General features: G+C 36.8%; 13 protein-coding genes. 8 read left to right on the top strand and 5 right to left on the bottom strand.

Annotated features, from left to right (window positions below; genetic code table 11):
- Positions 1 to 4 precede the first annotated feature (4 nt).
- Together E6C50_RS01250 and E6C50_RS01245 are read right to left on the bottom strand one after the other, a co-directional pair.
- Positions 5 to 487: a helix-turn-helix domain-containing protein gene (locus E6C50_RS01250; protein ID WP_136401388.1), complete on the bottom strand. Its 483-nt coding sequence runs from the start codon at positions 485 to 487 to the stop codon at positions 5 to 7.
- Between the two features lie 559 nt (positions 488 to 1,046).
- The gene (locus tag E6C50_RS01245) at positions 1,047 to 1,994 is read right to left on the bottom strand and encodes a phosphoribosylaminoimidazolesuccinocarboxamide synthase (protein WP_136401387.1); all 948 of its coding nucleotides are present in this window, start codon (positions 1,992 to 1,994) and stop codon (positions 1,047 to 1,049) included.
- Positions 1,995 to 2,391: 397 nt separating this feature from the next.
- Here E6C50_RS01245 and E6C50_RS01240 point away from each other — a divergent pair, with 397 nt between their 5' ends.
- Positions 2,392 to 2,997: a hypothetical protein gene (locus E6C50_RS01240; RefSeq protein WP_136401386.1), complete on the top strand. Its 606-nt coding sequence runs from the start codon at positions 2,392 to 2,394 to the stop codon at positions 2,995 to 2,997.
- A 242-nt stretch (positions 2,998 to 3,239) separates the two neighbouring features.
- Here the strand turns inward: E6C50_RS01240 and E6C50_RS01235 are convergent, their stop codons facing one another.
- Entirely contained in the window at positions 3,240 to 4,190 is a 951-nt protein-coding gene (locus E6C50_RS01235) for a PhoH family protein (protein WP_136401385.1), read from the bottom strand.
- Between the two features lie 96 nt (positions 4,191 to 4,286).
- On the opposite strand from E6C50_RS01235, the gene E6C50_RS01230 reads away from it, so the two are divergent.
- From E6C50_RS01230 to E6C50_RS01200, 7 genes are all read left to right on the top strand, one after another.
- Positions 4,287 to 5,117, top strand: coding sequence for an SAM hydrolase/SAM-dependent halogenase family protein (locus E6C50_RS01230; RefSeq protein ID WP_136402045.1), 831 nt, complete (start codon positions 4,287 to 4,289; stop codon positions 5,115 to 5,117).
- Between the two features lie 27 nt (positions 5,118 to 5,144).
- A complete protein-coding gene (locus E6C50_RS01225) occupies positions 5,145 to 5,441 on the top strand; it encodes a putative quinol monooxygenase (RefSeq protein ID WP_136401384.1) in 297 nt (98 codons plus the stop codon).
- Between the two features lie 21 nt (positions 5,442 to 5,462).
- Positions 5,463 to 6,188 carry a gliding motility-associated ABC transporter permease subunit GldF gene (gldF, locus tag E6C50_RS01220; protein WP_136401383.1) on the top strand — a complete coding sequence of 242 codons (726 nt, stop codon included), beginning with the start codon at positions 5,463 to 5,465 and terminating at the stop codon, positions 6,186 to 6,188.
- Positions 6,188 to 7,873 carry a gliding motility-associated ABC transporter substrate-binding protein GldG gene (gene gldG, locus E6C50_RS01215; protein WP_136401382.1) on the top strand — a complete coding sequence of 562 codons (1,686 nt, stop codon included), beginning with the start codon at positions 6,188 to 6,190 and terminating at the stop codon, positions 7,871 to 7,873. Before gldF ends, gldG begins: the two co-directional genes overlap by 1 nt.
- A gap of 96 nt (positions 7,874 to 7,969) precedes the next feature.
- Positions 7,970 to 9,088: a DNA polymerase III subunit beta gene (gene dnaN, locus E6C50_RS01210; RefSeq protein ID WP_136402044.1), complete on the top strand. Its 1,119-nt coding sequence runs from the start codon at positions 7,970 to 7,972 to the stop codon at positions 9,086 to 9,088.
- A gap of 167 nt (positions 9,089 to 9,255) precedes the next feature.
- The gene (locus tag E6C50_RS01205; RefSeq protein WP_136401381.1) at positions 9,256 to 10,080 is read left to right on the top strand and encodes a hypothetical protein; all 825 of its coding nucleotides are present in this window, start codon (positions 9,256 to 9,258) and stop codon (positions 10,078 to 10,080) included.
- Between the two features lie 12 nt (positions 10,081 to 10,092).
- Positions 10,093 to 10,575, top strand: a complete 483-nt coding sequence (locus E6C50_RS01200) for an ankyrin repeat domain-containing protein (RefSeq protein ID WP_136401380.1) — start codon at positions 10,093 to 10,095, stop codon at positions 10,573 to 10,575.
- A gap of 267 nt (positions 10,576 to 10,842) precedes the next feature.
- On the opposite strand, the gene E6C50_RS01195 is transcribed toward E6C50_RS01200, so the two are convergent.
- Together E6C50_RS01195 and E6C50_RS01190 are read right to left on the bottom strand one after the other, a co-directional pair.
- A complete protein-coding gene (locus tag E6C50_RS01195; protein ID WP_136401379.1) occupies positions 10,843 to 13,974 on the bottom strand; it encodes a P-loop NTPase fold protein in 3,132 nt (1,043 codons plus the stop codon).
- A 337-nt stretch (positions 13,975 to 14,311) separates the two neighbouring features.
- On the bottom strand, positions 14,312 to 14,878 hold the full coding sequence (locus E6C50_RS01190; protein ID WP_136401378.1) for a hypothetical protein: 567 nt from the start codon (positions 14,876 to 14,878) through the stop codon (positions 14,312 to 14,314).
- Between the last annotated feature and the right edge of the window lie 185 nt (positions 14,879 to 15,063).

Genomic DNA, 15,063 nt, shown 5'->3' with positions numbered 1-15,063 from the left:
TTTTCTACAGATGTTTAGAATTAATCCTGTTTTTAGGAGCACTATTCTCCTGAATTAACTGATCCAATCGGGCGATCATTTCGTCCTTCTCCCTTAACATCCGCTCGTACAACACTATTTTTTCCTGATGCAATTGCCTGATCTCCTCTATCGGATTGGTCGTAAACGGACTTGAATTTAAGTCTCCATTACCTCCTACACAACCATCGTTTTTTTCAATATTAAATGTATTGGTAATAATATGTATTGCCATATCGTCGTCAAGATTTTCGATAGCTGCTACAGGTATTTTAAATATTGCGGCTACCTGTTCCAGTATATCGGTATCAATAGTTTCTTTTTGCTCCAGTAAGGATACTCTTTTTTGGTTCCACTCTTCACCAAGGTCATAAGCCAAGCCTTCTTGTTTGATCCCTAACATTTCCCGAAAACGTTTGATATTCCTTCCCTGGTGTATTTTTTTATCAGATGTATCGAAATGTGACATAACAATATTGATTTTAGTGAATTGGCATATAGCAATTTACACTAAAAAACACGTTTTTATTCCCATTCAAAACGGACAATAAAGCCACTAATAGGCCAATACTGCTTGAGTACACCTGACAGGTTTTGTAGCACTAAAATGTTATCGTGCTGAAAAACCTATCAGATCTCAGGAGCTAATGTAATTAAAAACAGAACGCTGCGATAGGACAAAAACGGACAATATGATCAACTAAATAGCTAACAATGAAATACTTACAAAAAATTCCCTATAGCAACGAATTTATGCTCTTTTACCCTTTTTTTTGCAATTATAACGTTACAAAAAAGAATATAACATATTGATAATCAAAATTTTTATCATTTAAAAAGGACAACAATAAGACAATATCAGACATTGCTGGAAAAAGTCGGTTTTTTATACGATTTTAACACAAAACAGGTCGTAAAATGTCCACTCTTAGCCTCTACATCCGACAGGTTTTGGAAACCTGTCAGGTATAGAAGAAAAAAAAGGACCGTTTAATAACGGCCCTCTATTCTATTTTGATTTAAAAATCTTATTTGCTTAAAAACGCTAACACATTTTTTTCGATGCGCGCGTCGATATTCGAAATGTCGGCTTTTACAAACGATTCGCCTAAAATGTTTTCGTATAATTCGATATAACGATCAGAAACGGTTGCAATATATTCGTCGGTCATTTCCGGAATCTGTTGTCCGTCTTTCCCTTGAAAACCATTCGCGATTAACCATTGGCGTACAAATTCTTTCGACAATTGTTTTTGCGCTTCGTTGTTATCCTGACGCTCCTGATAGCCATCAGCATAGAAATAACGGGACGAATCCGGTGTGTGGATTTCGTCGATCAAAACGATTTTTCCGTCTTTTGTTTTTCCAAATTCATATTTGGTATCTACCAAAATCAACCCTTTGCTGGCCGCGATCTCGGTTCCTCTCTGGAATAAAGCGCGGGTGTATTTTTCTAAAACAAGATAATCTTCTTCCGAAACAATTCCTTTTGCCAGGATATCTTCACGTGATATGTCTTCGTCATGTTCCCCATTGTCTGCTTTAGTCGATGGTGTGATGATCGGTTCCGGGAATTTGTCGTTTTCTTTTAAACCTTCCGCAAGTGCTACACCACAAAGCATACGCTTTCCTAAAGCATATTCGCGTGCCGCATGTCCGGATAGATAGCCTCTGATAACCATTTCTACTTTAAATGGATCACATAAATGTCCTACGGCAACATTGGGATCTGGAGTCGCGATTAACCAGTTCGGCACGATATCGGCCGTTAACTGCATGAATTTCGTTGCAATCTGGTTAAGAATCTGACCTTTGTAAGGAATTCCTTTTGGCATTACGACATCAAAAGCCGATAGGCGGTCGGTAGCCACCATTACCAATAGTTCGTCATTGATATTGTACACTTCCCGTACTTTACCGCGGTATACGGATTTCTGACCCGGGAAGTTGAAATTAGTTGTTGTGATTGTGTTCATAGAACGCTTGTAGTTAGTTGTTATAAAGGTGCAAAAGTAATTAAAAACCCTACTGCTACCAAAAAAAACCACCCTTTCGTAAAGGCTGGTTGGTATAAATTTTAATCGTGATTTTCAATACTCACATAGCAGCAATGGTTTTCTTAACCACCCAGAGGTAAACCATATCTTTTCCGTCCAGATATAAAATACCACCGCCTTCCGTCTTTTAAAATCAATAAGACTTCTTTTAGTCCGGAAATGGTTCGTTTGAATTTTAATGTTTTGACCTCTATCTGCTAAAATTAGTGTACTTCAATTAATAATAATCATCAGAATTTTAAGAATTTTCTTAGGTTAGCAACAATTAATATTTTATTTTAGCGTCTTAATCATAACATTAACACCATTTTAAATTATGAAAAAAATTAGCATTTTAATTTTAGCAAGTGCACTGACCCTGACATCTTGTAAAAAAGAACAAACTGAGGAACAACCAAAAGAAACCACCACTAACATCGTAAGACCAGAGCCAAAAACAACTGTATCGGGTACTTCTTTTATAGATGAAAGTGAGAATACTTATGATAAGCAATTTCAAACAGGAAGTCATACAAAAGAAAAATATACTATAGTAAGTTATACTACAAATGCTAAATTCGCTGAAACAGATATCGAACATCGTGCGCCAACTGCAGACGAACAATTATTAGCGGTAAACATTGGCCTTGAGAGTCTTCTTTGTGATGGAAGGTTTTCTGGGATGAATACAAGTTTTTCTATTCATATAGATGATAAAGCAGAAGAAATACAAAAGTTTACTTCTTTTAAACCCGAATTTTACAAAGCAAATCCTAACGCTGTAAGTGTTGATACAAGCAATAGTCTGGTTTTGAAAAAAGGAGAGAAAACTGAAAGAGTATTTTATTTCGTAATCCCTAAAGATGCAGATCTATCTAAAGCTTATTTAACCCTGTACAGAGGAAGTGATATGGAAGAACTTAAGGTACCATTAAACCCGTAATTTTTGAAAACGTATTTATGTGAATAATTATGTACGAAATTAAGTCTTCACTATAAGATTGCACAGGATAAGATGAAAATTTTATCCTGTTTTTTTTACCTGAATTTTGAGTTTATTTTAAATACATAGTATTTGACAAACATAAAGATATTCGCGAAATGTAAATAAAAAAGCCCTCCCATTATCAGGAGAGCTAATTTTTTAATCAAGCCGGTTTAAGCCGGTATGTAATCCTTTAAATTTTAATCGTGATTTTCGATACTCTTATAGGCATCAATGATTTTCTTAACCAGTCGGTGGCGCACAATATCCTTATCGTCCAGATATAAAATACCAACTCCTTCTACGTCTTTTAAAATCAATAAGGCTTCTTTAAGTCCGGAAATGGTTCGTCGCGGCAAATCGACCTGACCCGGATCTCCGGTAATAATAAACTTGGCATTACGTCCCATACGCGTCAGGAACATTTTCATTTGCGAATGCGTCGTATTTTGGGCTTCATCCAGAATAACAAAGGCATTGTCCAACGTACGGCCACGCATAAATGCCAATGGTGCAATCTGGATAACTCCTTTCAGGAGATAATCTTCCAGCGTTTGCGGAGGCAACATATCGCGCAAGGCGTCGTATAACGGTTGCATATACGGGTCCAGTTTTTCTTTCATATCGCCCGGAAGGAAGCCTAAATTCTCGCCGGCTTCTACTGCAGGACGGGTTAAGATAATCCGCTTTACCTGCTTTTCTTTCAATGCTTTAACTGCTAATGCAACTCCGGTATAGGTTTTCCCGGTTCCGGCTGGTCCTACTGCAAAAACCATATCGTTTTTCATCGTGAAATCGACCAGTTTTTGCTGATTGGGTGTTAAGGCTTTGATCAGTTTTCCTCCAATACCGTGTACCAGAATCTTATCGTGATCGGCCATTTTTTGTTCGTCCTGACTGTTGGTCTGTACAATGCGTTCGATCACATTATCGTCGATAGAATTATACCGCGAAAAATGATTCATCAATCTATGGAACCGCACTTCAAACTCATCCAAAATTTCCTTTTCTCCGTAGGCTTTCAACAGCGTGCCACGGGCTACAATTTTTAATTTTGGGTATAATTTTTTAATTATCTCAAGATGAGCATCCTGAGCTCCCCAGAATTCTTTAGGGGTGATGTCTGTCAATTCGATGGTTCTTTCGTTCAAAAGCAACGGGATTTAATTAAAAAAATAAGTTAGCTTTGCATATCTCAAATCTAGCAATTTTTAAAGAAAGTTCCCTTAATAGTTATAAACAAAATGATGTCAATAATTACGCTTACTACCGACTTCGGGCTGAAGGACCACTTTGTGGGTTCGCTGAAGGGTAAGATTATTACGGAACATCCTGATGTGCAAATTATTGACATTTCGCACAATATCGATTTGTTTAACATCTCGGAAGCCAGCTATATTATCAATGCGGCCTACAGTAGCTTTCCGAAAGGAACCGTGCACCTGATCGGAGTCGATTCGGAGCGTACGTTCGAAAACAAGCATATTGCCATGCAATGGAACGATCATTATTTTATCTGTGCCGATAATGGTATTTTGAGTATCCTAACGCAGAAAATCGTACCACAAAAGATTGTAGAGATCAACATACACGATCGTTTAGCAGATAATGCAACCGATATGGATGTTTTTGTAAAAGTAGCCTGTCATTTGGCAAAAGGCGGTGTGATGAACGTCATCGGTCGGGAAATTAACAGCATCAAAGAAATCAGCGAACTTCAGGCAACTGTTACCACCGATTATAATGCGATTAACGGTGCCGTAGTTTATATTGATCATTTTGGTAACTGTGTTACGAATATTTCCCGAAAATTGATTCAGGAAACCGCACGCGGGCGCAATTTTGAGATCCGTTTCGGAACCAAGACCATTAAAAGCATCCACCAGAACTATTCCGACTTTAAAGTATCCGAGAAATTTGTTTTAAAAGACTACGAAGGCGAAAAGCTGGCGCTGTTTAACGAAGCTGATTTTCTCGAAATTGCCATCTACAAAAGTAACCCGTCTACAGTGGGTTCGGCGACCTCTTTATTGGGGCTGAAATTCCGCGATCGGGTGACTGTAATTTTCAAATCTTAAATTCCAAAAATTAATTCATAATTCCTTATGTTTGTACGCATCGTAAAAATGAGTTTCCATGAAGATAAAATTGAAGCTTTTTTAACGAATTTTCATGAAGTAAAGCAAAATATACGCAACTTCCCCGGTAATCGCTTTTTGGAGCTTTATCAGGACAAAAACAACCCATCGGTTTTCTTTACCTATAGTTATTGGGAAACGGAAGCCGATTTGGAAAACTACCGGAAATCGGAGCTTTTTATCGAAGTTTGGGCGTATACAAAGCAATTTTTTAATGCCAAACCCGAAGCCTGGAGCGTGGATAAACTGGTGAGTCTGGAATAAAATAAAACGTACAAAAAATAAATGAAAGCCTTATTATTAAGAGAGATCAAATCCTTTTTCGGTTCGCCGATAGGTTATTTGGTTATCGCTATTTTTCTATTGTTAAACGGCCTGTTCCTTTGGGTATTTGAAGGTGACTTTAATATTCTGAAAAGCGGTTTTGCCGATTTAAGTCCCTTTTTCACCCTATCCCCGTGGATTCTTATTTTCCTGATTCCGGCCGTTACCATGCGTAGTTTTTCGGATGAAAAAAAGCAAGGTACCATCGAATTGATGCTAACCAAACCGTTAAGTATCCGGGAAATTGTAAACGGTAAGTTTCTGGGTGCTTTTTTACTAATTGTAATTGCGATTATCCCAACGATCATTTATGTTGTGGTACTTTCTAAATTTGGAAACCCGGAAGGGAATATCGATATGGGAAGTACTTTAGGTTCCTATTTTGGTTTGTTGTTCCTGATCGCGTCCTATACGGCCATTGGAATCTTTACGTCTACCCTATCGGATAATCAGATTGTAGCGTTTATTATTGCCGTTTTCCTTTGTTTTGTTTTCTATTTCGGTTTCGAAGGAATGTCCGGTTTTATGGGCTCTTTCGGAAATACGGTAGCCAGCTTTGGAATGGATTACCATTTTAAAAGTATGAGCCGTGGTGTGATCGATACCCGCGATATTATCTATTTTATCAGTGTTACCGTACTATTCTTGTCGGCAACGGTTTATAAACTTAAATCTTTAAAATGGTAATGAAAGCGCAGCAAAAGAAAAACCTAAAACAATTCGGGATTACCCTACTTGCTCTGATTGCGGTAAACGTTATCGGGAGCTATTTTTTCAAACGTTTCGACTTAACGCAGGACAAACGCTATACGCTATCCGAAACTTCTTTAGAGATCATTAAAAGCATCGACAGTCCATTGTATATTGATGTATTTCTGGACGGACAGTTTCCGGGAGAATTCAAACGCTTACAAGCCGAAACCAAACAGCTTTTAGAAGAATACAAAGCCTATAATTCCAATATCATTTTCCAGTTTGTAAATCCGTTGGAAAAAGAAGAAGAACGGGAAGCAACCATGAAAATGTTATACCAACGCGGACTGACTCCTATCAGCATTACGGTAGACGATCGTGGTAAACAATCGCAGGAAGTAGTTTTTCCCTGGGCTATTGCGACCTATAATGACAAAAGCACTAAAATACAGTTGCTTAAAAACATGATGGGTGCAAGTACCGAAGAAAAAGTAGTGAGTTCGGTACAACATTTGGAATATGCCTTTGCCGATGCCTTTAATAAGATCTCAAAAAGCAAGGAAAAGAAAATCGCGATCATCAAAGGAAACGGAGAATTACACGAATTACAGATTGCCGATTTCCTAAAAACCATTCGCGAGAGTTATTATATCGGACCTTTTACATTGGATTCTGTAGCGAAAAACCCGGTAAAAACAGCCGCAGCGCTTAAAAAATATGATCTGGCCATTATTGCCAAACCCAGTGAGAAATTTAACGAGGAAGAAAAACAGGTATTAGATCAGTTTATCGTTAACGGTGGAAAAACATTATGGTTGGTCGATGCGGTTCAGGCCGAAATGGACAGTCTGTATAACGACAGTGGATCGATTCTGGCCTTTCCAAGAGATCTGAACCTAAACGATATGTTCTTTAAATACGGATTCCGAATCAACCCGGCTTTGGTAAAAGACGAACAGGCAGCACCGATAAAACTGGCATCCGGCGAACGCGGAAGTGCGACACAATACGAACAATATTTCTGGAAATATTCGCCATTTATCTATCCGCAATCGCAAAACCCGATTGTAAAGAACATCGAAGGGGTGCGTTTTGAATTTGCCAACCCTATTGACACGTTAAAAAATGGAATTAAGAAAACGATTTTGATGGAATCGTCGCAATATTCGAAGAGTATCGGTACGCCAGTTGAAGTTAGCCTGAATATGGTTACCGAAGAAACCGGACCAAAAGACTATGTCGGAGGTGGTCGTATACCGGTATCGGTGTTGTTGGAAGGAAAATTCCAGTCGATGTACGACAACCGTGTACTTCCGTTTAAAGACAGTACGTATAAAACTACCGGAAAAGCCGGAAAAATGATTGTGATTTCCGATGGCGACATTATTAAAAACCAACTGGATCAGGCTTTTCAGCCTATGGAACTGGGTTATGACAAGTGGACGAACAACCTGTATGGCAATAAAGAATTCCTTTTAAACTGTGTGAATTATTTGCTGGACGATACCGGACTTATTAACATTAGAAGTAAAGATGTCGATTTGCCGTTACTGGACAAACAAAAAGTGTACGACAACTACACGATCACCCAGATTCTAACTGTCGGATTACCAATAGTTGTACTGGCCTTATTTGGACTATTGTTCACTTTCCTGAGAAAAAGAAAATATTCCCGCTAGTTGTTAATAAAAAATGTTTTTTCATTAGACAGATTACGATATATTTGTGAAATGTAAAATGTAATACCAATTTTACAAACCTAAAAAAGAAAGATGATGAAGTTTATTGTATCCAGTTCATATTTATTAAAACAATTACAGGTTTTAGGTAGTGTTATCAACAGTAGCAATACCTTACCTATTTTAGATAATTTCTTATTTGAATTAGACAATAACCAACTTAGAGTATCGGCATCCGATTTGGAGACAACCATGTCGGCCACATTGGAAATCGATTCTACCAGTCAGGGAAGCGTAGCCGTTCCGGCCAAACTTTTACTTGAAATTTTAAAAACATTCCCGGAACAACCGCTAACCTTTACCGTTGAAGACAACAATACGGTAGAGATCAGTTCGAACTCCGGTAAATATGCGCTAGCCTACGCTCCGGGTGATGAATTCCCGAAAGCAGTAGTTCTGGAAGAACCTTCTTCGACTTTGGTTCCGGCAGAAGTATTGGCAACAGCAGTAAGTAAAACCATTTTCGCAGCCGGTAACGACGATTTACGTCCGGTAATGTCGGGAGTATTCTTCCAGTTTTCACCGGAAGGATTAATCTTTGTAGCTACTGATGCGCATAAATTGGTAAAATATGCCCGAACCGATGTAAAAGCATCGCAAGTGGCCGATTTTATCATGCCTAAAAAACCATTAAATATTTTAAAAGGTATTTTGGCGGCTTCGGATGCAGAAGTAAAAATTGAATACAACGATTCGAATGCGACGTTCTCATTTGACAATTATATTTTAACCTGTCGCTTAATTGATGGAAAATATCCGAATTATGAAGCGGTTATCCCGAAAGAGAATCCGAATAAATTATTAATGAACCGTACCCAGTTTTTAAGCTCTGTACGCCGTGTGGCGATTTTTGCCAATAAAACCACACACCAGATCCGATTAAAAATTGCCGGAGCGGAATTAAACATCTCTGCTGAGGATATCGATTACTCAAACAAAGCAGAAGAAAGATTGACCTGTGATTATCAGGGCGACGATATGCAAATCGGGTTCAATTCCCGTTTCCTAACCGAAATGTTGACGAACTTGCAATCGGACGAAATTATGCTGGAAATGTCTTTACCAAACCGTGCCGGGATTTTAACTCCGGTAGACGGACTGGATGAAGGCGAAACCGTAACCATGCTGGTCATGCCGGTAATGTTAAACAGCTAATCTTACGCTATAACCAACCCTTTATAACCAAAAGACCGCAAGACCTAATCGGATTGCGGTTTTTTATTTGATCAAGGTTTGTTATAATACGAAAATTTTAAACTAAATTCATCACACCTGACAGGTTTTAAAAACCTGTCAGGTGTGGACATAAAAATAACAACACCATGAAAATTCACAACTCATTATTCATTTTGCTGGTTCTATTTTTAAATAGTTGCGACCAAAAGCAAAAAAAGGTAGATAGACCCGATCCAAAAACGCCACAACAGGTTTCTCATTTAAAAGAAGAAGAACTCATGTTGCAAAAAATGTATCAAAAAATTGTAGCCTATCACTCCGATGGCAATGATATCCCAGTTGATTCTTTAGAAACGGTGAACGAAAAATTTCAAACGGCCTTTTTAAACAGTCTGACAAAAAATCCGGAGTCCATTCGCTATCCTTTTGATTCTTTAAAAAAGGAAAATATCGATATTGTGATCAGTAGTGATTCCTTATTTAAAATTTACAGCTGGAATACCTGGGAAGGCGGTACCATGCTGGACTTTATGAATTTGTTCCAATACCAATCCGGGACAAAAGTAAAAGCAAAATTATCGGAAGAAACAAATCCCGAAAACGATGATTATATTCCGTTTTATTCGGAGCTGTTCACGCTAAAAAACGGTACAAAAACGTATTATTTAGCGGTTAGCAATGGAGTTTATTCCTCCAAAGATGTGAGTCAGTCGATCGAAGTCTTTAGCATTGAAAATGGGGAATTAAAAAAAGAAACCAAACTGTTTAAAACAAAAGAAGGTTTTGTAAAAGAATTACGCATTGACTTTGACTTTTTTAGTGTGGTTGACCGACCGGAACGACCGTTGAAATTAATCAAATACGATGATCAGAAAAAACGGATTTATCTTCCGGTAGTAGCCAATGACGGAAGTGTAACAAAGGATTTTACCGTTTATACTTTTACCGGACAGTATTTTGAAGTAAAATAGTATACTAATAATATGGAAATTGAATTACAAAGACAATTGAAATCGGCAATACGGGCCGAAAAAGACAGTAACGTAGTTATTAAAATGCTCGATGACTATCCAACCGAAATTAATTTGGTTGACGGAACACCATTAAACCATGCTGTAAGTCGTAACAGAATCGAAATCATTAACTACCTGATTCAGAGAAATGCAAATGTCAATGCCCTGTATGACAAAAATTATTCGCCTCTGATGTCGGCCATTGATGGAAAAAATTTAGAGACCGCTACACTATTATTGAAAAACGGAGCTGATATCCACCTAAAAGATAAATACGGTAATGATGCGCTTTGGAAAGCCGTTAACACAAACGATCTGGAATTTATAAAACTGATAATTGAAGCCGGAGCCAATCCGTTTATTGGCGACAATCCCGAAAATTACAGCGCCTACGATTCGGCTAAAGATATGGGAGCCGATGAAATTGTTGCCTATTTCGACAGTTTGAAATAATTGTATTTTACACCTGACCCGTTTTAAAAACGGGTCAGGTGTAGCACATAGAAAATCATCCCCCATAAATATAAAATAAAAGCCCCGATGAGTTTATCATCGGGGCTTTTTCTATATCTTGATTTGGTAGTGTCTCACTTACACACTTTTTGGGATAGTGTCTTTAAAACAAAAAAACGCCAACAGAGATGTTGGTGTTTTCTTTTGTGGGTTGTAAGGTGTTGTAGCCGACGAACATCTTATTTATATTTTAATTATGTTATCCGTTTATTCCAAGGCAAACCTTCTTATAAAACGAATATGTTTCTTAATGTTACCGATTTCTTCCTGCATAAAATGTGGCAGTTTTTCTTCTAATAAAGAAGAAAGTTCTTTTCTTTCACTTTGAGTGCTTTTAAATGATTCATCAATAGAACCGAGAAACGATGAAAACATGGCCGTATCTTCTGCGGTTCCCAGAAAAACGTCCAGCGGTTCGATAAGCTTTTTATATTTTCCCAGACAAAGTGCCAGGACAAACAATATAACTTCTAGATCTTTTTCCTTAATTGCGCTTTCCCTGCTGATATAATCATGGGACTTGACTATACGATAAATATTTACAAACCGTTTGATCAGCCTTGGACTGCTACCTAATATTACAGCTATCTGCTCAATATTTGCTATTTCAATTTCGGAAAAATTTAATGCTTTAAATACAATCTGATCTGAAATACCCGAAGAATTTATAATAACAGGCGCCTGTTGCTGACTACTTTCATTTTGATTCATCGCCTGAATTTCCGTATTCTCTGTCACAGCTGGCTGTTCCGTTTGAGAAACCGTCGGGGTTGCAAGTGTCTGTACCTGAACAAGTCCTCTAAGCATACTTTTTATATTAGTAGTGTCTGCCATTCTTAAATGAAAAGGTATCTGAAAAATCTTTTCAAGGTAACTTCCGGGATCTATATTCTGATACTCTTTATCATTGCTTCCAAACTGTCTCTTGTATTTAGATACTAAGGCATTCTTCACCCAGACAGGATCAACTCCAACAACAATAATAAACAGAGGAAACGCCATTAAGAGATTCACGGCCTCAAGAACTTCTACCACTCTGTCTTCCGGACATCTGTCTAAATCATCTATATAAAGTACGATACGCTCTAAAGGCCGGTTAAATAATTCACTGAACTTTTTACCGTCTTCGGTATCAGAAATTTCCTGATTGTGACCGGTAAACAAGTCACTTAGTATTTCAAAATCTTTACGTATTGTTGAAACCAAACCTAAGTGCTTTTTATAGTCTTCACTTTGGCATCTCTTCTCTATGAATTCATATAATGCTTCTGTTGACAAAGCATTACCGATCTTAAACTCCACTGTTGATTTTACAATTTCTACCTTACTAATCTGGCTGGTTACAGCTTCAAGCTCATTCTTTTTATTTTCGATTTCAACCGTAAGCGCCTTTTCCTGCTGGTTAAATTCAAATAGGGCATTGTCTCTGCGCATGACATAATCCTCTTTAATCTTCCACATTTTGGCAAAAAAGGGCTTTGCACTACGATAAAATTTAACGGCATTGACATAAAATCCTCCAATATATGTAACCGCAAGCCAGAAACCGGGACCCGGAATAAAACTGTGAGAATCGATATAATCCTTTAAAAACCATAACAGAACAGGAACGCCGATAAATAGTGCAACAGTAATCGTAAACCATATTCTATTCACTTTTGCAGTTTGCGCTGTAGTGAAAAGCTTAACTGTCCCGGGAACAGAACGCAACTTTTTGTACATTTGCTCAGGTTTTGACCAATATTCCTCAGGAACAATTTTTTTGAAATCATCGATACTTTCAACTACACTTTTGTTCTCTGAAAGTGCGTTCTCGATTTTATCCTTTACTTTAAATTCATTATCTACACTTTCTAATACTTGTTTGAGTGACCTTTTTCGAAGTTCCTCTATCTTTTTATCTAATTCTGTTTTTGTTGTAATTTTTTTTGTTTCCAGCTCCTTAAGCTGATTTTCTATTTCGCTCTTCTGTCCTTCAAGCCCTGACAATTCCTGTTTGGTAACAGAAAGATCTTTTGTAAGTCGTTTTTCAATTTCATTTATATGATTTTTTGCATCACTGTCATTCGTTATATAATAATGAAGTCCTTCAAAAATCCTTGTTGTGATACTTGCCCATAAATTAGCATCCATATACGACCAAGCATTGAAATGGACATGTATAATTCCTTCACAGAAATAGCCATTATCCGAATCCGATAACTTTTCAATTTGTGTCCTCAGTTTCTTCATAAAAAAACTTTTACCAGAACCCCAACGCCCCAACAATGCCGTGGCTAGGGGTGGCTGAAAGCTCTTTGCAGCCAAAAGCAAAGCAAAGGCATTTACATCGGGCATAATATCCAGATAATCCTCTCCCGAATCCGCGTCGCTCGCCAATCCTGCTATATGCGTCGAATCCGTTACTTCCTCAGGCGCTAGAAATTCAAGAAGCACTTTTATACTATCTGCATTAATATGGCTTAGGATCGTTGCAACGTCTACGATAGAAGGCTCTGCAATTGTAGTACGATAATATCCGAGATCTTCTATATCAATTTTAAAATCTCTTAGTAACCACTCCACGGCCACACGCATTCCGTTGTTAAAATTTCCTTTGACAATTCCAAATCCCTTAAATCTTAAAAAATTTCTACCATCTCTGGTTGAATAAGTCGATTTGTGGATTACTATGTCTCCTCCTTTTATCCTATTAATAATATGGCTGTACTTTTCATCGTATCCACTTTCCCATATTCCCTCACTATAAAAACGTTCTGCCTGATCATTGCCATCCCAAGATGAACCTACTAAAAAAACGCTGAGTCCTTCGGACTTGATTAACTCCATCACCTTACTAGTCGTATCATGATTTCTTTCGGAGGACAATTCATCGTAAAACTCTTTTGCTTTCTCATCATCCGGAAGTGCCACTACTAAATTAAGTTCCTGTCCTGAATTTATATCTTTTAACTCATTAAAAACACTTAAAATAAGTTCCCAACTTTCCTGATATGTAAGTCCGCCAACTCCTGTTCCCATGAGTGGTAACCATGCTCTACCATTTTCGAAAACATTGAGATTATTTTTTATAGCTTTCAACAGATTTTCTCTAAGCAATACCTTAGTATCTCTCCTTTGGGCAACTGTAACAACAAAAAGTATCCTCTTTTCATTTAACTGAAAAAGATCGTAGCCTTTTTTAAGATCCAGCTGTTTCAGTATTTTCTGATCATAGCCATATTCATTTAAGACAAAAGTGTTCAGAGCTCCTGGGATACCTATTTCATCTATGGAGACAATTGCCAGTGAAGCCTCTGTCGGTGGAACATTAAAAGCAATCTGATACGAAATTTTCATAGTACTAAAGAAAAGAGTGGTTGGTCGTTAATATAAAATGTAACACAATTGTGATAAATAGTTTAGAATACTGAAATTTGATCATTTTACAGTTTCCAATTCGAAAAGGGATTAAAGGTCCGAAAAGTTATGGTACTGAAAATCGACTTAACGTACATAATGACCTGCGTCGCCCTTGGAAAATATAGTAAATTGATTCTCTTTAAAGGTGATCATTACGAAGCTCCCGAAAATTGCCGGAATTGTTTAATCAAACCGTTTTGATTTTTTTTGATCAAAAAACGCCAATAGAAATGTTGTCGTTTCAGTGTAGACAAACAATCACGAGAATATAGTACTAGTCAATTTGCTTATTATAAACTAAGTCATTGAAATACGTTACAAAATCTTTTTCCTTCGAGAAGTTTGGCAAATTATATTTTTTAGGATAAACAGTAGGTTGCATTAAATAGGCATTATAATACAAGAAACCAATTTTTGTCGAAAGACTATTTAATTCAATAAATTCCAATTTTTTAGTGTGATTAATTTCAGCTATTACTATCGGAATCTCCCTTAACAAATTAAAATATGCCAGTTGTGTAATATTGGAATAAATCAAATGATTTTCACTAGATTCTAATGCTTTCAATATTTTTTCTAAAACCAATTTGTCAGCTTTTAGATTTTCAATTGTAATTGTTTTTAAATTTTTAATTTGTAAGGAATGAAATATTAAATAAATGCTTTTGAGACTCTCAATTCCTCTTGAAAAATTAAAAAAAAGATTTCTTTTTTCTTCACCAAATTTAGCCTTTGCCATTTTCCAATTTTTATACGATAAAAAAAAGGAAAGGCTTGCAATAAGCAATGAAATTGCTGAGATAACTAACGACAAATTTTCTTTAAATAATTGAGCTATCATATTACGTAAATTAAAGTTTATTTCATTTTACCAACTCCCATAACGATTATAAATCGAATTACCTTTTTATTATTTTGTTTATCGACTTTATATACTCTGACAAAATAATACTATTGGAAATGAAAGAACGTAATTTATAGATAATAAAGCAATACGTGTTTTTACCTAATTTAATCATTATCAAA

The organism is Flavobacterium supellecticarium (genome assembly GCF_004801375.1).
GTDB classification, from domain to species: domain Bacteria; phylum Bacteroidota; class Bacteroidia; order Flavobacteriales; family Flavobacteriaceae; genus Flavobacterium; species Flavobacterium supellecticarium.
This window is presented reverse-complemented; position numbering and strand designations above follow the sequence as displayed.